Here is a 19,519-nt window from a genome sequence, read left to right on the forward strand (position 1 = left end):
CGCGACATGAGCGATGAAATCAGGATCAACCGCGGCCTGAAAGGCGTTTATTTCGAGCGCTCCGGCGTCTCCCATATCGACGGGGCGAAGGGCGAGCTTTCCTATCGCGGCTATTCCATTCACGATCTCGCGACAAGATCGAGCTTCGAAGAGGTCGCGTGGCTGTTGATCCACGGCGAATTGCCGACCGCGACGGAGTTGGCGGAGTTCAACGCCGATCTGGTCGCGGCGCGGGAGTTGCCGGGCGGGGTCCATGACGTGATCCGGGCGACGGCGGGCGGCCATCCGATGGCGGTTCTGAACGCGGCGGTCTCGGCGCTCGAAGCCATCGACGCGGGGGCGGACGACGCCTCGGAGGAAGGGTTCCTGCGCAACGGGATCCGCCTCACGGCGCAGATTCCGATGATCATCGCCGCCCATGAGGCGATCCGGAACGGGCGAAAGCCGGTCGAGCCCGATCCCGCGCTCGGCCACGCCGCGAACTGGCTCTGGATGCTGAAGGGGGAGAAGCCCTCCGAGGACGCGGCGCGGCTGGCGGATGTCGATTTCATCCTGCACGCGGAGCATGGCTCGAACGCGTCCGCCTTCGCGGCGCGGGTCGTGGTCGGCACCAACGCGAACATCCACGCCGCGTTCGCCGCCGGGCTCGCGGCGCTTTCGGGGCCGGCCCATGGCGGCGCGGCGGAGGATGTGATGCGCATGGTCGAGGAGATCGGCGAGCCGGAGAACGCCGCCGCTTACGTCAAGGCCAAGCGCGCCGCGAAAGAGCCGGTGACCGGGTTCGGCCACCGGGTCTACCGGGCGGAGGACCCGCGCGCGCGCCACATGCGCGACGGGGTCGAGCGGCTCTCGAAGGAGATGGGGGAGCCGCGCTGGTACGAGATTCTTCAGGGCGTGGTGGAGGCGATGAAGCCCTATGCGCGCCATGGCCTGAATGTGAACGTCGATTTCTATTCCGGCGTGATCTATCAGCTGCATCGGATTCCGATGGATCTCTATGTGCCGATCTTCGCCATCGGCCGCGCGCCGGGCTGGGTGATCCAGTGTCTGGAGCAACACCGGCGGAACATCCTGATCCGGCCGCTCACGCTCTATGACGGGCCGGAGATGCGCGCCTATACGCCGATCGAGGAGCGGTGAGGCGAGCGGGCGCCGGCGCGGCGCCCGGCGGGGCGAAATTCGGGCGTCGCCAGATGGATTTGTCGCTCCGGGCTGGAACTCTCGGCGCGAGGCCACTAGGCTTCGTCCGAACATGAAGGGGGGGCCTTATCGTGGCGCCGAAGGACCTGGATCTGAGCCCGAAAGTCTCGGACGAGATTCGTAAGACGACCTGCTACATGTGCGCGTGCCGCTGCGGCATCGACGTGCATATCCGGACCGGGCCCGACGGCGCGCCCAAGGTGCGCTATATCGAGGGCAACCGCGACCACCCGGTCAATCAGGGCGTGCTCTGCGCCAAGGGCTCCGCCGGGATCATGCAGCATTACTCCCCGGCCCGGCTTCGCAAGCCGCTGCGGCGCACCGGCGAGCGCGGCTCGGGCGAGTTCGAGGAGATCGAATGGGACGAGGCGCTGGACCTGGCGGCGTCATGGCTGAAGCCGATCCGCGAGCGGGACCCGAAGAAGCTGGCGTTCTTCACCGGGCGCGACCAGTCGCAGAGCTTCACCGGCTGGTGGGCGCAGCAGTTCGGCACCCCGAATTACGCGGCGCATGGCGGCTTCTGCTCGGTCAATATGGCGGCGGCGGGCATCTACACGATGGGCGGCGCGTTCTGGGAGTTCGGCGAGCCGGACTGGGAGCGCACGAAGCTCTTCATGCTGTTCGGCGTCGCCGAGGACCATGATTCCAACCCGATCAAGATGGGGCTCGGCCGACTGAAGGCGCGGGGCGCCAAGGTGATCGGCGTGAACCCGATCCGCACCGGCTATAACGCCATCGCCGATGAATGGGTCGGAATCACGCCGGGGACCGACGGGATCTTCATCCTCGCGCTGGCGCATGAGCTGCTGAAGGCGGGCCGCGTCGATCTGGATTATCTGATCCGCTACACCAACGCGCCGTTCCTGGTGAACCGGGACCCTGAATCGAACGAGTTCGGGCTGTTCATCCGCGACGAGGCCGGCAAGCCGCTGGTCTGGGATCGGGTGGCGGGCGCGGCGGCGCCGTTCGATCAGCCGGGCGTGAAGCCGGCGATGCAGGGCGATTTCCCCAGCCCGAGCGGCGGCCGGGCCAGCCCGGTCTTCGAGCTGATGGCCCGCAAATATCTGGAGACCGAGTATTCGCCGGAGGCGGCGGCGGCGGTCTGCGGCGTCAGCGCGGAGACGATCCGCCGGCTGGCGGCGGAGCTGGCGCATGCGGCCTTCGAGGAGGAGATCGTCCTCGATCAGCCCTGGACCGACTGGAAGGGGGAGCGCCACGAGAAGATGATCGGCCGGCCGGTCTCCTTCCACGCGATGCGGGGGATCAGCGCCCATTCGAACGGGTTTCAGACCTGCCGCGCGCTGCATTTCCTGCAGATCATCCTCGGCTCGGTCGAGGTTCCGGGGGGGATGCGCTTCAAGCCGCCCTATCCGAAACCCTCCGAGGCGCATCCGGTTCCGCATCATGGCGCGACGCCGGGCGCGCCGCTCGACGGGCCGCATCTCGGCTATCCGCGCGGGCCGGAGGATCTGGCGCTCGACGAGAACGGGAATGCGAAGCGGATCGACAAGGCCTTCACCTGGGAATATCCGCTCTCGGCGCATGGGCTGATGCATATGGTGATCTCCAACGCCTATGCCGGAGACCCGTACAAGATCGACGTCCTGTTCATGTACATGGCGAACATGAGCTGGAATTCCTCGATGAATTCCGGCGGCGTGATGGACATGCTGCGGGCCAAGGACGAGGACGGCGAATATGTGATCCCGAAGATCATCTATTCGGACGCCTATTCCTCCGAGATGGTCGCGTTCGCGGACCTGATCCTGCCGGACACGACCTATCTGGAGCGCCATGACTGCATCTCGCTTCTGGATCGGCCGATCTGCGAGGCGGACGCGGCGGCGGACAGCATCCGCTGGCCGGTGATCGAGCCGGACCGGGATGTGCGGGGGTTCCAGTCCGCGCTGCTCGATCTCGGCGTGCGGCTCGGCCTGCCGGGAATGGTCGGCGAGGACGAGACGGCGACATATCGGGACTACGCCGATTACATCGCCAACCATCAGCGCCGCCCCGGCGTCGGCCCTCTGGCCGGCTGGCGCGGCGAGGACGGGAGCGAGGAGGGCCGGGGCGCGCCGAATCCGGATCAGCTCAAGCGCTATATCGAGAATGGCGGATTCTGGATCAGCCACATCCCGGACGAGGCGAAATACTTCAAGCCGTGGAACGCCGCCTATCAGGACTGGGCGGTGGAGAAGGGGCTCTACGACAAGCCGCAGCCCTATGTCTTCCAGCTCTATCTGGAGCCGCTGCGGAAATTCCAGCTCGCCGCGGAAGGGCGGGGGGAGCGCCAGCCGCCGGAGCATCTCCGGGACCGGATCAAGGCCGCGTTCGACCCGCTGCCGATCTGGTATCGCCCGTTCGAGGAGGATGTCGTCGATCTCGCCGAATTCCCGCTGCACGCGCTGACGCAGCGGCCGATGGCGATGTACCACTCCTGGGGCTCGCAAAACGCCTGGCTGCGGCAGATCCACGGCATGAACCCGCTTTATGTGAGCGGCGACATCTGGCGCGCGCACGGCTTCGAGGACGGCGACTGGGCGTCGCTGACCTCGGCCCATGGCGAGATCACGGTTCCGGTGGCGCTGATGGAGGCGCTGAACCCGAAGACGGTCTGGACCTGGAACGCCATCGGCAAGCGCAAGGGCGCGTGGGCGCTGAAGCCCGACGCGCCGGAGGCGACCAAGGGCTTTCTCCTCAACCACCTGATGCATGAGCTGCTGCCGCCGAAGGGCGACGGGATGCGCTGGGCGAATTCCGACCCGGTGACGGGGCAGGCGGCCTGGTACGATCTCCGCGTCAGGATCGCGAAGGCGCCGCCCGCCGCGGCGGCGACGCCGGAAATCGAGGCGCAGGCCTCGCCGGTCGGCGTCGGGCCGGACCGCGTGAGCTATGGGGAGGAGTGGTGATGACCATGCGCGCGCGCGGAAGACGAAAAGGAGCTTCGCGATGACCATGCTGCCGGCCCCCGGCGATGTGAAACTCGGCCTCGTCATCGATCTCGACACCTGCGTCGGCTGCCACGCCTGCGTCGTGAGCTGCAAGGAATGGAACACCGGCGGCTATGGCGCGCCGCTCTCGGATGAGAACCCGTATGGCGACGACACGGTCGGCACGTTTCTCAACCGCATCCACACCTTCGAGGAGACCGGCGAGAGCGGGCCGGCGCAGGTCACGCATTTCCCGAAATCCTGCCTCCATTGCGAGGACGCGCCCTGCGTCACGGTCTGCCCGACCGGGGCCTCCTACAAACGCTCGGAGGACGGGATCGTTCTCGTGGACGAGGACGCCTGCATCGGCTGCGGGCTCTGCGCCTGGGCCTGCCCGTATGGGGCGCGCGAGATGGACGCGGCGGCGGGGGTGATGAAGAAATGCACGCTCTGCGTCGACCGGATCTATAACGAGAACATCCCCGAGGTGGACCGGATCCCCTCCTGCGTGCGGACCTGCCCGGCCGGCGCGCGCCATTTCGGCGATCTCGGCGACCCCGACAGCGACGTCTCCCGCCTCGTCGCGGAGCGGAACGGCTTCGATCTGATGCCGGAGCAGGGGACGAAACCGGTGAACAAGTATCTTCCGCCGCGCCCGAAGACCGACCGCCAGGACAAGCCCTTCACCCTCCCCGCGCTGGCGGAGCCGGAGGAGAAGGGGTTTCTCGGCTGGCTCGACCGTGCATTGGAGCGACTCTGAATGTATCCCGCCCCCTCCGTAATCATCTTCACCACCGCTTCGGGGCTCGGCTTCGGCATGATGGCGCTTCTCGGGCTCGGCTTCGGGCCGACGGGCGCGGTCTCCGGGCCGGTGACGGCGCTTGTCGCGCTGGCGCTCGCCGGCGGCGGGCTCCTCGCCTCGACCTTCCATCTCGGCAATCCGCAGCGGTTTCTTCTCGCCTTCACGCAATGGCGCTCCAGCTGGCTGAGCCGGGAGGGGGTCGTCTCCGTCCTGCTGATGGGGGTTTTCTTTCTCTACGCCGTGGACTGGGCGCTGAGCGGGGCGCCGATGCGCGCGCTCGGCGTCGTCTCGTCGGCGCTCGCGGTGCTGGCGGTGTTCTGCACGGCGATGATCTACGCGCAGATGAAAACCGTGCCGCGCTGGTCGACGCCCTTCACCGCGCCGATGTATTTCGGCGCCGCGCTCGCCGGCGGGGTGATCGCGGTCTCGCTGGCCGAGGCGCTGAGCGGGAGCGCGCCGCCGATGGAGATGGGCCTCGCGCTCCTTGTCGGGAGCGCGGCGGTCTACGTCTATCGGCGGAACGCGCAGGCGATCACGCTGGCGACCGGGGGGGCGACCGGTGGCTCGAGCCCCGAGAGCGCGACCGGGCTCGGCGCGCTGGGGCGGGTCCGGCTGCTTGAGGCGCCGCACAGCCAGCCGAACTACCTGATGAAGGAGATGGTGTTCCGGGTCGGGCGCAAGCACGCGGAGAGACTGGCGTTGCTCATGGTGATCTTCGGCCTTTTCGCGCCGCTCTTCCTGTTCATCGTCTGCCGCGACGCGGCCGGGTTCGGCCTCAACCCGACGCTGGGGCTCATCGGGCTCGCGCTCGCGCTGGTGCTGCATTTCGCCGGCATGGTGGTCTCGCGCTGGTTGTTCTTCGCGGAGGCGGAGCATGTGGTCGGCCTCTATTACGGCCAGCGCTGACATTACGGCCAGCGCTGACGCGGCCCTTGCCGGGCGCAGGCGGCTCGTGTTCAAGAACTGACCGCAGACGCGGCGCAAAGATCCGCGTTTTGTTTCGGTTTCTCTTGCTCTCCCGCATATCGTCGCCATGATGCGAGTCAGTGGTGGAGACACACCGTCAGGCCAATACACAGGGAGCACAATATGCGACATATCACTTCTTTTGCGATCGCCGCGGCGATCGTCGTGAGCGCGGGCTCAGCCTTCGCCTCCTGCGACCCGGGCGAGATCGAAATCAAGTTCAGCCACGTCACCAATGTGGACAAACACCCGAAAGGGCTGGCGGCCGCTCTGCTGGAGACGCGCGTCAACGAGGAGATGAACGGCAAGGTCTGCATGACCGTTTATCCGAACTCCCAGCTTTACGACGACGACAAGGTGATGGAGGCGCTCCTGCTCGGCGATGTGCAGATGGCGGCGCCGAGCCTGTCGAAGTTCGAGCATTTCACCAAGCAGTTCCGGCTGTTCGACCTGCCGTTCGTCTTCAAGGACATCAGCGCGGTGGACGGGTTCCAGAATTCCGAATACGGCCAGAAGATGCTGGATTCGATGCGGAGCCGCGGCATTCAGGGGCTCGCGTTCTGGCATAACGGAATGAAGCAACTCTCCGCCAAGAAACCGCTTTTGATGCCGGAAGACGCCAAGGGGCTGAAATTCCGGATTCAGCAGTCGGATGTTCTTCAGGCGCAGTTCGAGGCGCTCGGCGCGAACCCGCAGAAGATGGCCTTCTCCGAGGTCTACGGCGCGCTTCAGACCGGCGTGGTCGACGGGCAGGAGAACACCTGGTCGAACATCTACGGCCAGAAGTTCTTCGAGGTTCAGGATGGAATCACCGAGACCAATCACGGCGTGATCGATTATCTCGTCGTGACGTCGGAGGAGTTCTGGCAGGGGCTGCCGGAGGATATCCGGAGCGAACTTGCGTCGATCATCGACGAGGTGACGGCGGAGCGCAACAGCGAGAGCTTCGAGGTGAACGAGCAGGCGAAAGCCGCGATCGTCGCCGCCGGCGGAACCGTCCGCACCCTGACCCCGGAGCAGCGCGCCGCCTGGGTCGAGGTGATGAAGCCGGTCTGGTCCAAGTTCGAAAACGACGTTCCGGCCGAGCTGACCGATGCGGCCCAGAGCTTCAACGCGGTGAACTGAGCATGCGTCTCGGGCGGTCCGGCCTCGGGCCGGGCCGCCCTTTTTCAGGCCACGAGGCGCGCTCAAGCGTCCGGCCGAGGGGGGTATGATGGCCTATCAGGCGCAAAGCCGACTCGGCCGGGCGATCAATGTTTTCGAAGAGACCGTCATCGCCATGATCCTCTGGGCGATGACGCTGATCACCTTCGCCAATGTGATCGCGCGCTATGTGTTCAACTCCAACATCCTCTGGCAGTTCGAGGCGACGGTGTTCCTGTTCGCCTGGCTGGTGCTTTTCGGGATCTCCTATTGCGTGAAGATCACCGCCCATCTCGGCGTGGATGTCGTGGTCGACCTGTTGAAGCCGCGGACGCGGCGGCTGTTCGGGCTGATCTCGGTGCTGATCTGCCTCGCGTTTTCGGCGCTGATGCTGAAGGGAAGCTGGGATTACTGGTGGAAATTCGCCTCCACCGCCTCGTTCCTCGAGGTCAACGACGTGCCGATGCCGGGCTTCCTGCAGGTTCTCGCCGATCTGACCAATGGCGGCGAGCCCTACGGAAAGATGCCGCGCTATCTGCCTTACGTCATCCTGCCGGTCGGCATGGCGCTTCTGTTCCTCAGGTTCGTCGAGGCGGGCTGGGCGATCCTGAAAGGGCGCGCCGACCGGGTGATCGCCAGCCATGAGGCGGGCGACCTGATCGACGACGCCGCGGCGTCCGCCGCGCAGGAGCGCTGACGATGACCGCCGCCCTTCTCTTCGCCGCGATCATCGTCCTACTGCTGATCGGCGTGCCGATCGCGATCGCGCTCGGGTTCTGCTCGATCATTTTCCTGCTGATCTTTTCGGACGATTCGCTCGCCTCGGTCGCGCAGACTCTGCTCTCGGCCTTCGTCGGCCATTACACGTTGCTGGCGATTCCGTTCTTCATCCTGGCGTCGAGCTTCATGTCCACCGGCGGGGTCGCGCAGCGGATCATCCGCTTCTCCATCGCCTGCGTCGGCCATGTGCCGGGCGGGCTCGCCATCGCCGGGGTGTTCGCCTGCATGATGTTCGCGGCGCTCTCCGGCTCCTCGCCGGCGACGGTGGTGGCGATCGGCTCCATCGTCATCGCGGCGATGACGCAGGTGGGCTACACCAAGGAGTTCGCCGCCGGCGTGATCTGCAACGCCGGCACGCTCGGCATCCTGATCCCGCCGTCGATCGTGATGGTGGTCTACGCTGCGGCGGTCGACGTTTCGGTCGGGCGGATGTTCCTCGCGGGGGTGTTCCCGGGGCTGCTCGCCGGGGCGATGCTGATGACCGGCATCTATATCTACGCGAGGGTGAAGCGGCTCGGCGCGCAACCCTTCGCCGGGTTCCGGGAGATTTTCGCGAGCGGCCTCAGCGCGATGTGGGGGCTGTTTCTGATCGTCATCATCCTTGGCGGCATCTATGGCGGCGTCTTCACGCCGACGGAGGCGGCGGCGGTGGCGGCGGTCTACGCGTTCCTCGTCGCCAATTTCATCTATTGCGACATGGGCCCGCTGAAAGGGGAGGACGGGCGGAACCTGACGCTTCTGCAACGCCCCCAGGCGCTTCTCACCGCGTTCTTCCATGCGGACACGCGCCGGACGCTGACGGAGGCGGGCAAGCTGACGGTCATGCTGCTCTTCATCATCGCCACCGCGCTGATCCTGAAGCAGGTGCTGACCGAGCAGCAGATCCCGCAGGGCATCGCCAGCGCGATGCTGGACGCGGGATTCGGGCCGGTGATGTTCCTGATCATCGTCAACCTGATCCTGCTGATCGGCGGGCAGTTCATGGAGCCGTCAGGGCTGATCGTGATCGTCGCGCCGCTGGTGTTTCCGATCGCGATCAATCTCGGGATCGACCCGATTCATCTCGGCGTGATCATGGTGGTGAACATGGAGATCGGGATGATCACGCCGCCGGTCGGGCTCAACCTCTTCGTCACCTCCGGCGTCGCGGGGATGTCGATGCTGGCGGTGTTCCGGGCGGCGCTGCCGTGGCTCGGCATCCTCTTCCTGTTCCTGATCATCGTCACCTATGTCCCGATCGTCTCGACCTGGCTGCCGACGATCGCGATGGGGCCGGAGATCATCACCAAATAGCGCCGCCTTGCGTCAGCTCCCGGTCCAGACCGGGGGGCGCTTTTCGAGGAAGGCGTCGATCCCCTCCTCGGCGTCGCGGGCGAGCATGTTTGTCGTCATCACCTCGCTCGCATGGGCGTAGGCGGCGGCGAGGGGCATCTCCACCTGCTCGTAGAACGCGCGCTTGCCGATCGCGAGGGTGAGCGAGGATTTCCCGGCGATTTCGGCGGCGAGCGCCGCGGTCTCGGCCTCGAGCGCGCCGGGCGCCGCGACATGGCTGATCAGCCCGGCGGCGAGCGCGGCGTCGGCGGAGAGCATCTCCCCGGTCAGGAGCATCCGCATCGCCATCTTGCGGCCGACCGCGCGCGAGAGCGCGACCATCGGCGTGGAGCAGAAAAGCCCGATATTGACCCCGGGCGTCGCGAATCGGGCCTGCGGATCCGCGACCGCGAGATCGCAGGTCGCGACCAGCTGGCACCCCGCCGCCGTGGCGACGCCGTGCACCTGGGCGATCACCGGCTGGCGCAGCGACTGGATCCGGAGCATCAGCGCCGAGCATTCGGCGAACAGCGCCTCATAAGCCTCGCGGCGCGGGTCGGCGCGGACTTCCTTGAGGTCATGCCCGGCGCAGAATCCCGGCCCGGCCCCGGCGAGGACGACGACGCGGATGGTCTTGTCGGCGTCGATGGCGTTCAGCGCGTCGATCAGCGCCGCCATCAGCGCCCGCGAGAGCGCGTTGCGCGCGCCGGGCCGGTTCAGCGTGACGGTCGCCACGCCCTCATGATCTTCGCGAAGCAGAAGCGGGGGATTTTCCTGGTTCATCTTTCGGTCTCCATAGCGCGCGGCTTATAGCATGAACAGGACGCGAGGGGAGGGCCGGGGGTGAACCGCGCCGCGAATCGCGCCATGGTCGGGGGCGTCCGAACGCGCATGATGAAGGGGATGAAGATGGAGATGCTGGAGAACCCGTGGCGCGGCGCGGGCTTTCCCGGGGCCGATGAGCTGGAGGCCGGCGGGATCCTGTCCGACCCGGCTTCGGTGGAGGCGCTTTACGCGCGTTGCCCCGTCGCCGCCCCGACGCCGCTGCGCGAATCGGCGGAGCTTGGCGCGGAGGCGCGCGCCGGCCGCCTGTTCCTGAAGGACGAGCGCGGGCGGATGGGGCTCGGCAGCTTCAAGGCGCTCGGCGCGGCGCACGCCATCGCCAAGCTGGCGGCTGCCCGGCCGGGCGCGCCGGAGCGGGCGCTGGAGGGGGAGGTTTTCGTCTGCGCCTCCGCCGGCAATCACGGGCTCTCGGTCGCGGCCGGGGCGCGGGTCTTCGGCGCGAGAGCGGTGATCTTCCTCGCGCGGACCGTGCCGGAAAGCTTCGCGGCGCGGCTGCGGGAGCGGGGCGCGGAGGTGGTCCGCGAAGGCGAGAATTACGAGGCGGCGATGGCGGCGGCGATGGCGGCGGCGGCGCGGGAAGGCTGGCGGCTCCTCTCCGATTCGTCCTGGCGGGGCTATGCGGCGCCGGCGCGGGACGTGATGGAGGGCTATCTGATCATGGCGGCGGAGGCGGCGGCGGCGATCCCCGCGCCGCCGAGCCATCTCTTCATTCAGGCCGGAGTGGGCGGGATCGCGGCCGCGATCGCGGTTCATGCGCGCCGCGTCTGGGGCGCGGCGCCAAGGATCGTGGTGGTGGAGCCGGAGGCGGCGCCGGCGCTGATCGGCTCGATCCGGGCGGGGCGGCTGGTCGATGCGACCGGGCCCGACTCCTCGATGGGGCGGCTCGACTGCAAGACGCCGTCGCACCTCGCGCTCATCGCGCTCGCCGCGGCCGCGGACGGATTCATGACGATCTCGGACGCGATGGCGGAGGCGGCGGCGGCGCGGCTGGGCGCGGCCGGGCTCCCGACGACGCCCTCCGGCGCGGCCGGTCTCGCCGGGCTGCTCGCGGCCGGGGGCGCGTTCGGGGTGACCCGGGAGAGCTCGGTCCTGCTCTATCTCACCGAGGCCGCCGAGAGCTAACCCCGCCGCGAGGCGGCGACGGCGGCGTCGATCTCGCCGATCAGGAGCTCTGGGTCCTCGACGCCGACCGAGACGCGGATGAAGCCTTCCTCGATGCCGAGGGCCTCCCGGCGCGCCGGGGCGAGGCCGCGATGCGAGGAGGAGGCGGGGTGCGTGAGGGTGGTGCCGACATCGCCGAGCGTCGGCGCGAACGGGATATGCTCCGCGGCGCGAAGGAACGCGTTCACCACGTCGCGCCCGCCATCGAGGGTGAAGCAGACCATGTTGCCGAACCGCCCGTCAAGGAGATCGCCGGCGCGGTTGTGGTCGGGATGATCGCTCCGGCCGGGATAGATCACCCGTTTCACGCCCTTCATGCCGGCGAGCGCGTCGGCGAGGCGCGCCGCGGTCGACGCGGCCCGGTCATAGCGCAATTCGAAGGTCGCCAGCCCCCGTTCCGCCAGCCAGCAATCGAACGGCGAAGGCGAGAAGCCCCAGGTGACGGCGGTGTCGTAGAGCGCGGTGTTCAGCGCCGGGTCGCGCGCCGCCGCGTAGCCGAGCAGCGCGTCGGAATGGCCGGCGAGGAGCTTGGTCAGCGAGTGGATGACGATGTCCGCGCCATGCTCGAACGGGCGCCAGCCGCGCGGGGTGGTGAAGGTGTTGTCCACGGCGAGGAGCGCGCCGGACTCCTTCGCCAGCGCGGCGATCCCGGTCATGTCGGCGACGCGGAGCGTGGGGTTGGAGACGACCTCCATCAGAATCAGGCGCGTCTCCGGCCGGAGCGCCGCCTTCACCGAGGCGGCGTCGGTCGGGTCCGCGAGGGTGATCTCGAAGCCGAGCCGGGGCAGATCGTCGGTCATCAGGCGGAGCGAACGGCCGTAGAGCTGGTCTCCGGCGACGATATGGTCGCCCTTCCTGAGCGCCGCGAGGATCACGGTCGAGATCGCGGCCATGCCGGATCCGGTGACGATTCCGCGCCCCCATTCCGGCTTCACCCCTTCGAGCCAGTCGATCTTTTCGGCGACGATGGTCGCGTTCGGCTGGCCCTCGCGGGCGTAGGTGTAGCCTTCGACCCGCCCGTCATATTGGGCGTCCAGCTCGTCCGCGTCGGTCGAGCGGTAGACGACGGAGGTGTGTATCGGCGATGAGACCGGCCGGGAGATGGAGGCGGGCGCGGCCGAGCGGCGGGTGACGGAGCGGTGATCCTTGGTCATGCCGCGGAATTGACGCCTCGGATTCGCGCCTGTCAAGCGCCGCCCGGCGAAGAGGGCGGGCCTAGCGGCCGCCGAGGCCGAAGCGCATGGCCGCGCGCCGCGCCGGCCGCGCCCGGATCAGCGCGCCGAGGCCGAGCCGGCGGAGGTCCCGGAGCGGCTGCGCGCCGGTCATCGCCGCCCGGTTCAGCGCGTCGATCCCGGCGACGCGGACGGCGAGCTCCGGCCAGCGGCGCTGATAGCGGCGGAGGGCGGCGGGCGCGCCCGGGTCGTCTTCGGCGGCTGTCGCGTCGAGCAGGGCGGCGATGTCGGCGAGCGACATGTTCAGCCCCTGCGCCCCGATCGGCGGCGCGACATGCGCGGCCTCCGCGATCAGCGCGACGCGGGGGCGGGTCAGCCGCGAGGCGAGAAGCGAGATGATCGGCCAGGCGGCGCGCGGCGTCGTGGCGTGAAGCGCGCCGAAGACGCCGAGCGCGCGCGCGTTCAGCGCGCCGTCGAACGCGGCGTCGTCAAGCGCGGCGAGCCGGTCCGCCTCCGCCGCCCGCTCCATCCAGACGACGGAGGAGCGCGGCCCGACGGCGCCGTCCGGCCCCGGGCCGTCCGGCATGGGCACGAGGGTGAACGGGCCGCCGGTCCGGTGGATCTCGATCGACGTGTTCGAGTGGGGCCTCTCCTGAGAGACGGTGAAGACCAGCGCCTTCTGCCCGTAGCCCCAGCGGCGCGCGCCGATCTCCACCAGCTCGCGCACGCGGCTCTCGCGCCCGTCGGCGCCGATCACCAGCTTCGCGCGGACGCTCTCTCCGGTCGAGAGCCGGGCGATGGCGATGTCGCGCCGCGCCGTCAGCGCCTCGATCGCGGCGCCATGCCTGAGCGCGGCGGAGGGCAGCGCCGCGAGCCGCGCCTCCAGCGCGACGCGGAGGGCGGCGTTGGGGACGTTCCAGCCGAAGGACGAGAGGCCGATCTCCTCGGAGTCGAAATCGCCGGTCTCGCGCGGCCTGTTCTCGCGTCCGCCGGCGTCGATGAGGCGCATGACCTCGAGGCGCGCGGTCTCGGCCGCGAGGAGCGGCCAGACGCCGGCCCGCTCGAGCAGGTCCACCGCCGGGCGAAACAGCGCGGCGGTGCGCGTGTCCCGCGCGCCGGCGCCGGCCGGCGCCCGGTCGATGCAGAGCACGCGCCGCCCCGAATCGGCGAAGACGGCCGCCGCGGAGAGGCCCGCGACACCGCCGCCGACCACCAGGATGTCGATCTCGTCGCTCATGCCGGCTCCTTACCTCCGCGAGACCGCGGGCGCATCGCGTCAGAGCAGCGCGGCGCGCGCCGCGGCGTCCCAGCCGATGAAGAGCGCGCCCCCGGCTTCGATCACCGGCCGCTTGATCAGCGCGGGATGGGCGATGAGCGCGCCGCGCGCGCCGGCGCCCTCCGCGGCTTCGCGCTCGGCGGCGCTCAGCCCGCGCCAGGTGGCGGAGCGCCGGTTGATGAGCGCGGCGGCGCCGGCCCCGGCGAGCCAGCGGTCGATATCCGCCTCGCCCGCCTCGGCGCGGATGTCGATGAAGGCGGTCTCGCGCCCGGCGGCGCTCAACTCCTTCAGCGCCTTCCGGCATGTGTCGCAATTCTTGAGGCCGAAAAGCCGGATCATGTCATCGCTCCCGCACGCGCGTCAGAAATTCGGTGAGATCGGCGGTCGCGGCGTCGGCGCGCGCGTCCGGCTCCGGCTCGGCTTCGTCGGTGACCCAGAGGGTCCGCATCCCGAGTTCGCGCGGCGCGGCGAGGTTGCGGAGGTCGTCCTCCACCATCACCGCCCCCTGCGGGGCGAGCCCGTCGGCGGCGAACACCCGCTCGAAGGCCGCGCGTTCGGGTTTCGGCCGATAGCCCGCGTCCTCCACCCCGTAGCGCGCGTCGAAAACGCCGGTCAGCCCGCGCGCGGCGAGCACCTGATCGGCGTGGCCGCGCGAGCCGTTGGTGTAGACGATCTTGCGGCCGGGCAACGCCGCGATGGCGTCGGCGAGCGCCGCGTCCTTCGTGAGCGCGGAGAGGTCGATGTCGTGAACGTCGTCGAGGAAGGGCGTGGGATCGACGCCGTGCACCTCCATGAGCCCGGAGAGCGTGGTGCCGTAGCGCCGCCAATATTCGCGCCGGAGCCGTTGCGCCTCGGCCTCGTCGACGCCGACCGTCCGCATGACGAAGGCCGTCATCTTCACGACGATTTGCTCGAAGAGAAGGGCGGAAGGCGGATAGAGCGTGTTGTCGAGGTCGAAGACCCATGCATGCGCGGTGCGGAAAAGCATGTGAGGCATGGGAGGGTCATATCGGATAACCTCACGCGGAGGCAATGGAGAGGCGCGATGGCGGCGAAATCTGACTGGAAAGGCGCGCTCGGGGAGAACTGGGCGCGGCTGACGGATGTGATGGGGCCGCTGCTCGGCCCGTTCGGCGACGCGGCGATCGCGGCGCTCGGCGCGATCGAGGGGCGGCGCGTCCTCGATCTCGGCTGCGGCGCCGGCGCGAGCACGTTCAAGCTGGCGCGCCTCGGCGCGCGGGCGATCGGCGTCGACGTCTCGCCGGATCTGATCGCCCATGCGCTGGCGCGGCGGAACGCGGAATGCGGCCCGGCGCGCATGGCCGAGTTCCGGTGCGCGGATGCGGCCGAGGCGACCTTCGACGCGCCGCTGGAGGGGCTCTTCTCCCAGTTCGGGGCGATGTTCTTCGACGAGCCCGTGGCGGCGTACGCGCATCTCCGGCGGGCGATGGCGCCGGGCGCGCCGCTCGCCATCGCCTGCTGGCGGACGCCGCGGGAAAACGAATGGGCGACGCTGGCGCTGAACGCGGCCAAGCCGCACCTGCCGCCCGCGCCGCCGGCCGACCGGCGCGCGCCGGGCCCGTTCGCGTGGTCCGAGCCGGAGGAGAGCTTCGCGCCGATCCTGACGGAGGCCGGGTGGCGGGACGTCGCCTGGGCGCCTGTCGATCGGCGGGTCCGGCTCGGCGCGGGGATGGCGGACGACCCGGTCGAGGCCGCGGTGCGCTTCGCGCTCGAGATCGGGCCGCTGGCCAGCCGGCTGAAGGACCTGCCGGCGGCGACGCTGGAGCGCGTCGAGACGGCGGTGCGCGCGGCGATGACCGAGCGCGCCGCCGCCGGCGAGGTCGAGGCGGCGGCGGCCGGTTGGGTGGTCACGGCGCGCGCCTGATCTGACGCGCCGGACCCGACGTCCGGTCGGGGGCTTAGCTCTCGGCGCCGTCGGGGTCGAAGGCCATCGCCACGCCGTTCATGCAATAGCGGAGCCCGGTCTCGGTCGGCCCGTCGGGGAAGACGTGGCCGAGATGCGCGTCGCAGCGCGCGCAGATGATTTCGGTCCGCCGCATGGAGTGGGAGGTGTCCTCCTTCTCCTCGACCGCCGTCGGCGCGAGCGGCTGGTCGAAGCTGGGCCAGCCGCAGGTGCTCTCGAATTTCGCTTCGGCGTCGAAGAGGGGCGCGCCGCAGCAGGTGCAGCGAAAGGTGCCCGGCGCTTTCGGGAAGTCGTTATGGGAGCCCGGCCGCTCGGTGCCGGCCCGGCGCGTGACTTCGTAGGCTTCGGGGCTGAGTTGCGCCCGCCATTCGGCGTCTGTTTTCACGATCTTGCTCATTTCCGATTTCTCCGGCACGGCGTCATCATGTGCGTGTCGGAGCCTCTATAAGGCATCGGACGGACGGGCGAAACACCCTGAGCGGGAGGCGGAGGCGATGATGATCCTTGCGCGCGGCGGCCTCGCGGCGCGGCTGGCGAGCGACGACGCCGACCTGAAGGCGGCGCAGAGGCTTCGCTATTCCGGTTTCGTCGCCGGGCGGGGCGCGGCGGCGCAAGGCGCGCGCGCGGCGGGGCTCGACGCCGACCGTCTGGACCGGATCTGCGCGCATATGCTGGTCGAGGACAGGGCGACGGGCGCGCTGATCTGCTGTTTCCGGATGCTGCCGCTCCGGTCCGGGGCGGAGATCGGCCGGTCCTATTCGGCGCAGTTCTACGATCTGGCCGGGCTTCGCGCCTATCCGGCGCCGATGATCGAGATCGGGCGGTTCTGCGTCCATGAGGCCTGGCGCAGAGAGCCGGGGGTGATCCGGCTCGCATGGATGGCGCTCGCCGCCCATGTCGAGGCGCGGGGCGCGGGCATGCTGTTCGGCTGCTCCAGCTTCGAGGGGATCGACGCGGGCGCCTATACGGACGCGTTCGCGCTCCTGAAGGCGCGCCATCTCGCGCCGGCGCGGTGGCGGCCGCGGGCCAAGGCGCCGAAGGTCTTTCCCTTCGCCCGGCGCCTCCGGTCCCGCCGCCCGGAGATGAGGCGCGCGCTGATGACGATGCCGCCGCTCCTGCGGGCCTATCTGGCGATGGGCGGCTGGGTCTCGGATCATGCGGTCGTGGACGAGGATCTCGGCACGCTGCATGTGTTCACCGGGCTGGAGGTCGCGCGGGCGGCGCGCATGCGGGCGCGGCTCCTGCGGGGCGGCTGAGCGTCACTCCCCGAGCGCGACGCCCTCGCGGCGGGGATCGGCGGCGCCGGTCAGGACCCCGTCCTCGATCCGCAGGATCGCGAGGCCGGAGTTCATGTTCCTGACGCGCGGCTCCAGCCCGAACGCGCGCATGTCGGCGGCGAGAGCGGCGGCGGCGGTTCCCTCCTCGAGATCGACGGCCGCGCCCGCCGCCGTGACATGGCCGAGCGCCGCGGCCTCGGCCGGGCTCATCCCCCAGTCGACCAGCCCGATCAGGGCGGCGGCGACATAGCCGATGATGCGCGAGCCGCCGGGAGAGCCGAGCGCGTAGGCGGGGCGCCCGCCCCGGAAGGCGATGGTCGGCGCCATGGACGAGCGCGGGCGCTTGCCGCCCTCGACGCGGTTGGCGACGGGGGCGCCGGCCGCCTCCGGCGCGAAGCTGAAATCGGTGAGCTCGTTGTTCAGAAGATAGCCGTTGGCCATCAGTCTGCCGCCAAAGCCGGTCTCGATCGTCGTCGTCATCGAGAGGATGTCGCCGGAGGCGTCGCGGATCACGATCTGGCTGGTGCCGGGGCGCTCGCGGCTGGCGTCGGGGGCGCGGAGCGCGCCTTCCTTCCATGGCGGCCGGCCGGGGGCCGCCGCGCCGGCCCTCTCAGGGGAGATCAGCCTGGCGCGGGCCGCCATGTAATCCGGATCGAGCAACCCTTCGGGCAGGGCGGTGAAGTCGCTGTCGGCGATGTAGAGCCCGCGGTCGGCGAAGGCGAGCCGGGAGGCCTCGGCGTAGAGCCGCCAGGCGGCCGGGGTCGGCGCGGCGCCGAGATCGTGATGGTCGAGCATCATCAGGATCTGCCCGACGGTCAGCGCGCCGGAGGAGGGCGGCCCCATGCCGCAGACCGTGAGGTCGCGGTAGGGATGGCAGATCGCGGGGCGGGTCTTCACCTCATAGGCGGCGAGATCCGCCATGCTCAGGCGGCCCGGATTGATCGGCGCGGCGCGAACCGCGCGCACCACCGCTTCGGCGAGATCGCCGGCGTAGAAGGGCGCCGCGCCCTCGCTGGCGAAGCGGCGGAGCGTCTCGGCCAGCGCCGGATTCTTCAGCGTGTCGCCGGCGGCGAGCGGCGCGCCGCCGGGGGTGAAATAGGCCGCGGCGGCGGGGAAGGGCGCGAGGCTCTCCGCCGCTTCCGCGATCGAGGCCGCCAGCCGGGGCGAGACGGTGAAGCCGGTCTCGGCGAGGGCGATGGCCGGCGTCGCGAGGGCCGGAAGGGGGAGCGCGCCGTGGCGGTCATGGAGATATTGCAGAAGCGCCGGCGTCCCCGGCGCGCCGACCGACTTGCCGCCCGGAACCGCGGCGCGCCAGGCGAGGGGCGCGCCGTCCTCGTCGAGCCAGTAGTCCGGGCCGGCGGCGAGCGGCGCGGTCTCGCGGCCGTCATAGGTGGTCAGGCGCCGCGCCGCCGCGTCCCAGTAGAGCGCGAACGCGCCGCCGCCGAGGCCGGAGCTTTGCGGCTCGACCAGGGTCAGCACGAGTTGCGCCGCGATGGCGGCGTCGGCGGCGGTCCCGCCCGCGGCCAGCATCGCGCGCCCGGCCTCGGCCGCGAGCGGATGCGCGGCGATGACCATGTAGCGCGCGGCCTCGGTCTCCGCCGCCGGCTGGACGGCGAAGGTCGTCTCGGGCTGCGGCGGCTGCTCCGCGAGCGCGGCGAAGGGGAGCGCGAGCGCGAGAAGGGCGGCGTATCTCACGCGAGGTTCCGGATCTCGTCATAGAGCGTCGTGGGGATGAGCACGCCTTCGGCGGGCGTCCTGGCCCGCGTCTCGGCGCGCCGCGCGCCGGGAAGGCGTACGCCGGGCTCCTCCAGAAGCGCCTCGAACAGCCGCTCGCCATGCGCGGCGGCGTCGGCGCCGCCGAAGCGTTCCGGCGCGAAGGCGAGAATGAGCTGGCCGCCGATCGCGGGGCCGACGCCGTTATCCGCCGCTCCGGTTTCGAGCGAGGTGAGCTCGCCGATCAACGGGCCGGCGAGAAGATCCACCATCAGCGCGATCGACGCGCCCTTGTAGCCGCCGAACGGCGATTGCGCGCCGGCGAGGATCGCGGCCGGGTCCGTCGTCGGCGCGCCGTCGGGGCCGATTCCGGCGCCCGGCGGCGCCTGATGGCCGTCGCGCGCGGCGATCGAGAGCTCGCCCCGCGCGGTCGTGGAGGACGCCTGATCGAAGATCATCGGCGGCTTTCCGACGCGGGGCCAGCCGAAGGCCATCGGATTGGTGCCGAACACGCGCCGCGTTCCGCCGGCGGCGTGGACATAGGGCGGCGAGGAGCAGACCGCCATCGCCGCCAGCCCCTGATCGGTCAGCGTCTCCACCTCCAGCCAGAGCGCGGCGAAATGAAAGCAGCGCCGGATCGCCAGCGCGGCGACGCCGAACTCGCGGGCCGCGTCGGCGAGCGCGGGCAGGCCGGTCTCGTGGGCGCGGCAGGCGAAGCCGCGGTCGCCGTCCATGCGGATGACGGCGCCGTCGCGGGCGGTGATCGTGGGCCGGGCGCGGCCGTTCGCCTTTCCGGAGCTGATCGCGAGAGCGTAGCCGGGCGTGCGGAACAGGCCGTGGGATTTGGCGCCGTCCCGCTCCGCCCGCCACATGGTGCGGGCGAGCGCGGCGGCGTTGGCGTCATCCGCCCCCGCGGCCCGAAGGGCGGCGAGGGCGAGGGTCGTCACTTCGTCAAGCGTGAGGCGGGTCTGGCTCATGGGGTCTCCTTCGCGGCGCGAAGAACCCTAGGCCCGGTTCCGCC

The 19,519-nt window shown here is 70.1% G+C and carries 18 protein-coding genes; 10 read left to right on the forward strand and 8 right to left on the reverse strand.

Going from position 1 to position 19,519, the window contains the following annotated elements; all coding sequences use genetic code 11:
* Positions 1–6 precede the first annotated feature (6 nt).
* From WG921_RS10510 to WG921_RS10540, 7 genes are all read left to right on the forward strand, one after another.
* The gene (locus WG921_RS10510; RefSeq protein ID WP_340109184.1) at positions 7–1,140 is read left to right on the forward strand and encodes a citrate/2-methylcitrate synthase; all 1,134 of its coding nucleotides are present in this window, start codon (positions 7–9) and stop codon (positions 1,138–1,140) included.
* 197 nt (positions 1,141–1,337) lie between these two features.
* On the forward strand, positions 1,338–4,109 hold the full coding sequence (locus WG921_RS10515) for a molybdopterin oxidoreductase family protein (RefSeq protein WP_413788584.1): 2,772 nt from the start codon (positions 1,338–1,340) through the stop codon (positions 4,107–4,109).
* 40 nt (positions 4,110–4,149) lie between these two features.
* The gene (locus WG921_RS10520) at positions 4,150–4,890 is read left to right on the forward strand and encodes a 4Fe-4S dicluster domain-containing protein (protein ID WP_340109186.1); all 741 of its coding nucleotides are present in this window, start codon (positions 4,150–4,152) and stop codon (positions 4,888–4,890) included.
* Positions 4,891–5,838 (forward strand): dimethyl sulfoxide reductase anchor subunit family protein, encoded by a 948-nt coding sequence (locus tag WG921_RS10525; protein ID WP_340109187.1) that lies wholly within the window; start codon positions 4,891–4,893, stop codon positions 5,836–5,838.
* A gap of 183 nt (positions 5,839–6,021) precedes the next feature.
* Entirely contained in the window at positions 6,022–7,023 is a 1,002-nt protein-coding gene (locus tag WG921_RS10530; RefSeq protein ID WP_340109188.1) for a TRAP transporter substrate-binding protein, read from the forward strand.
* Positions 7,024–7,111: 88 nt separating this feature from the next.
* Positions 7,112–7,738, forward strand: a complete 627-nt coding sequence (locus WG921_RS10535) for a TRAP transporter small permease (RefSeq protein WP_340109189.1) — start codon at positions 7,112–7,114, stop codon at positions 7,736–7,738.
* A 2-nt stretch (positions 7,739–7,740) separates the two neighbouring features.
* On the forward strand, positions 7,741–9,114 hold the full coding sequence (locus WG921_RS10540) for a TRAP transporter large permease (RefSeq protein ID WP_340109190.1): 1,374 nt from the start codon (positions 7,741–7,743) through the stop codon (positions 9,112–9,114).
* A 12-nt stretch (positions 9,115–9,126) separates the two neighbouring features.
* Here the strand turns inward: WG921_RS10540 and WG921_RS10545 are convergent, their stop codons facing one another.
* Positions 9,127–9,915 (reverse strand): enoyl-CoA hydratase, encoded by a 789-nt coding sequence (locus WG921_RS10545; protein WP_340109191.1) that lies wholly within the window; start codon positions 9,913–9,915, stop codon positions 9,127–9,129.
* 60 nt (positions 9,916–9,975) lie between these two features.
* Between WG921_RS10545 and WG921_RS10550 the strand changes: the two genes are divergently transcribed.
* Positions 9,976–11,097, forward strand: coding sequence for a pyridoxal-phosphate dependent enzyme (locus WG921_RS10550; RefSeq protein ID WP_413788580.1), 1,122 nt, complete (start codon positions 9,976–9,978; stop codon positions 11,095–11,097).
* Here WG921_RS10550 and WG921_RS10555 read toward each other — a convergent pair.
* The 4 genes from WG921_RS10555 to WG921_RS10570 form a co-directional block, all read right to left on the reverse strand.
* A complete protein-coding gene (locus WG921_RS10555; RefSeq protein WP_340109192.1) occupies positions 11,094–12,290 on the reverse strand; it encodes a trans-sulfuration enzyme family protein in 1,197 nt (398 codons plus the stop codon). The genes WG921_RS10550 and WG921_RS10555 overlap by 4 nt on opposite strands.
* A gap of 61 nt (positions 12,291–12,351) precedes the next feature.
* On the reverse strand, positions 12,352–13,545 hold the full coding sequence (locus WG921_RS10560) for an FAD-dependent oxidoreductase (RefSeq protein WP_340109193.1): 1,194 nt from the start codon (positions 13,543–13,545) through the stop codon (positions 12,352–12,354).
* Between the two features lie 39 nt (positions 13,546–13,584).
* A complete protein-coding gene (locus tag WG921_RS10565) occupies positions 13,585–13,923 on the reverse strand; it encodes an ArsC/Spx/MgsR family protein (RefSeq protein WP_340109194.1) in 339 nt (112 codons plus the stop codon).
* Position 13,924: 1 nt separating this feature from the next.
* The gene (locus WG921_RS10570) at positions 13,925–14,581 is read right to left on the reverse strand and encodes a pyrimidine 5'-nucleotidase (RefSeq protein ID WP_340109195.1); all 657 of its coding nucleotides are present in this window, start codon (positions 14,579–14,581) and stop codon (positions 13,925–13,927) included.
* Positions 14,582–14,629: 48 nt separating this feature from the next.
* Between WG921_RS10570 and WG921_RS10575 the strand changes: the two genes are divergently transcribed.
* On the forward strand, positions 14,630–15,469 hold the full coding sequence (locus WG921_RS10575; protein WP_340109196.1) for a class I SAM-dependent methyltransferase: 840 nt from the start codon (positions 14,630–14,632) through the stop codon (positions 15,467–15,469).
* A gap of 34 nt (positions 15,470–15,503) precedes the next feature.
* Here WG921_RS10575 and msrB read toward each other — a convergent pair whose 3' ends face one another.
* A complete protein-coding gene (gene msrB / locus WG921_RS10580) occupies positions 15,504–15,905 on the reverse strand; it encodes a peptide-methionine (R)-S-oxide reductase MsrB (RefSeq protein WP_340109197.1) in 402 nt (133 codons plus the stop codon).
* A 97-nt stretch (positions 15,906–16,002) separates the two neighbouring features.
* Here msrB and WG921_RS10585 point away from each other — a divergent pair, with 97 nt between their 5' ends.
* A complete protein-coding gene (locus tag WG921_RS10585) occupies positions 16,003–16,764 on the forward strand; it encodes a GNAT family N-acetyltransferase (RefSeq protein ID WP_340109198.1) in 762 nt (253 codons plus the stop codon).
* Positions 16,765–16,767: 3 nt separating this feature from the next.
* Here WG921_RS10585 and WG921_RS10590 read toward each other — a convergent pair whose 3' ends face one another.
* Together WG921_RS10590 and WG921_RS10595 are read right to left on the reverse strand one after the other, a co-directional pair.
* Entirely contained in the window at positions 16,768–18,480 is a 1,713-nt protein-coding gene (locus WG921_RS10590) for a gamma-glutamyltransferase family protein (RefSeq protein ID WP_340109199.1), read from the reverse strand.
* Positions 18,477–19,475, reverse strand: coding sequence for an Ldh family oxidoreductase (locus WG921_RS10595; protein ID WP_340109200.1), 999 nt, complete (start codon positions 19,473–19,475; stop codon positions 18,477–18,479). The genes WG921_RS10590 and WG921_RS10595 overlap by 4 nt, the downstream gene beginning before the upstream one ends.
* Between the last annotated feature and the right edge of the window lie 44 nt (positions 19,476–19,519).

Origin of the sequence: Paludibacillus litoralis (assembly GCF_037646705.1) — a bacterium.
GTDB lineage: Bacteria > Pseudomonadota > Alphaproteobacteria > Rhodobacterales > Rhodobacteraceae > Pikeienuella > Pikeienuella litoralis.

What these genes read in the sequence shown, in the direction of transcription:
- WG921_RS10510 (WP_340109184.1), top strand. Translation starts at nt 7, where the DNA reads ATGAGCGATGAAATCAGGATCAACCGCGGCCTGAAAGGCGTTTATTTC.
- WG921_RS10515 (WP_413788584.1), top strand. Translation starts at nt 1,338, where the DNA reads ATGTGCGCGTGCCGCTGCGGCATCGACGTGCATATCCGGACCGGGCCC.
- WG921_RS10520 (WP_340109186.1), top strand. Translation starts at nt 4,150, where the DNA reads ATGACCATGCTGCCGGCCCCCGGCGATGTGAAACTCGGCCTCGTCATC.
- WG921_RS10525 (WP_340109187.1), top strand. Translation starts at nt 4,891, where the DNA reads ATGTATCCCGCCCCCTCCGTAATCATCTTCACCACCGCTTCGGGGCTC.
- WG921_RS10530 (WP_340109188.1), top strand. Translation starts at nt 6,022, where the DNA reads ATGCGACATATCACTTCTTTTGCGATCGCCGCGGCGATCGTCGTGAGC.
- WG921_RS10535 (WP_340109189.1), top strand. Translation starts at nt 7,112, where the DNA reads ATGGCCTATCAGGCGCAAAGCCGACTCGGCCGGGCGATCAATGTTTTC.
- WG921_RS10540 (WP_340109190.1), top strand. Translation starts at nt 7,741, where the DNA reads ATGACCGCCGCCCTTCTCTTCGCCGCGATCATCGTCCTACTGCTGATC.
- WG921_RS10545 (WP_340109191.1), bottom strand. Translation starts at nt 9,915, where the DNA reads ATGAACCAGGAAAATCCCCCGCTTCTGCTTCGCGAAGATCATGAGGGC.
- WG921_RS10555 (WP_340109192.1), bottom strand. Translation starts at nt 12,290, where the DNA reads ATGACCAAGGATCACCGCTCCGTCACCCGCCGCTCGGCCGCGCCCGCC.
- WG921_RS10560 (WP_340109193.1), bottom strand. Translation starts at nt 13,545, where the DNA reads ATGAGCGACGAGATCGACATCCTGGTGGTCGGCGGCGGTGTCGCGGGC.
- WG921_RS10565 (WP_340109194.1), bottom strand. Translation starts at nt 13,923, where the DNA reads ATGATCCGGCTTTTCGGCCTCAAGAATTGCGACACATGCCGGAAGGCG.
- WG921_RS10570 (WP_340109195.1), bottom strand. Translation starts at nt 14,581, where the DNA reads ATGCCTCACATGCTTTTCCGCACCGCGCATGCATGGGTCTTCGACCTC.
- WG921_RS10575 (WP_340109196.1), top strand. Translation starts at nt 14,630, where the DNA reads ATGGCGGCGAAATCTGACTGGAAAGGCGCGCTCGGGGAGAACTGGGCG.
- msrB (WP_340109197.1), bottom strand. Translation starts at nt 15,905, where the DNA reads ATGAGCAAGATCGTGAAAACAGACGCCGAATGGCGGGCGCAACTCAGC.
- WG921_RS10585 (WP_340109198.1), top strand. Translation starts at nt 16,003, where the DNA reads ATGATGATCCTTGCGCGCGGCGGCCTCGCGGCGCGGCTGGCGAGCGAC.
- WG921_RS10595 (WP_340109200.1), bottom strand. Translation starts at nt 19,475, where the DNA reads ATGAGCCAGACCCGCCTCACGCTTGACGAAGTGACGACCCTCGCCCTC.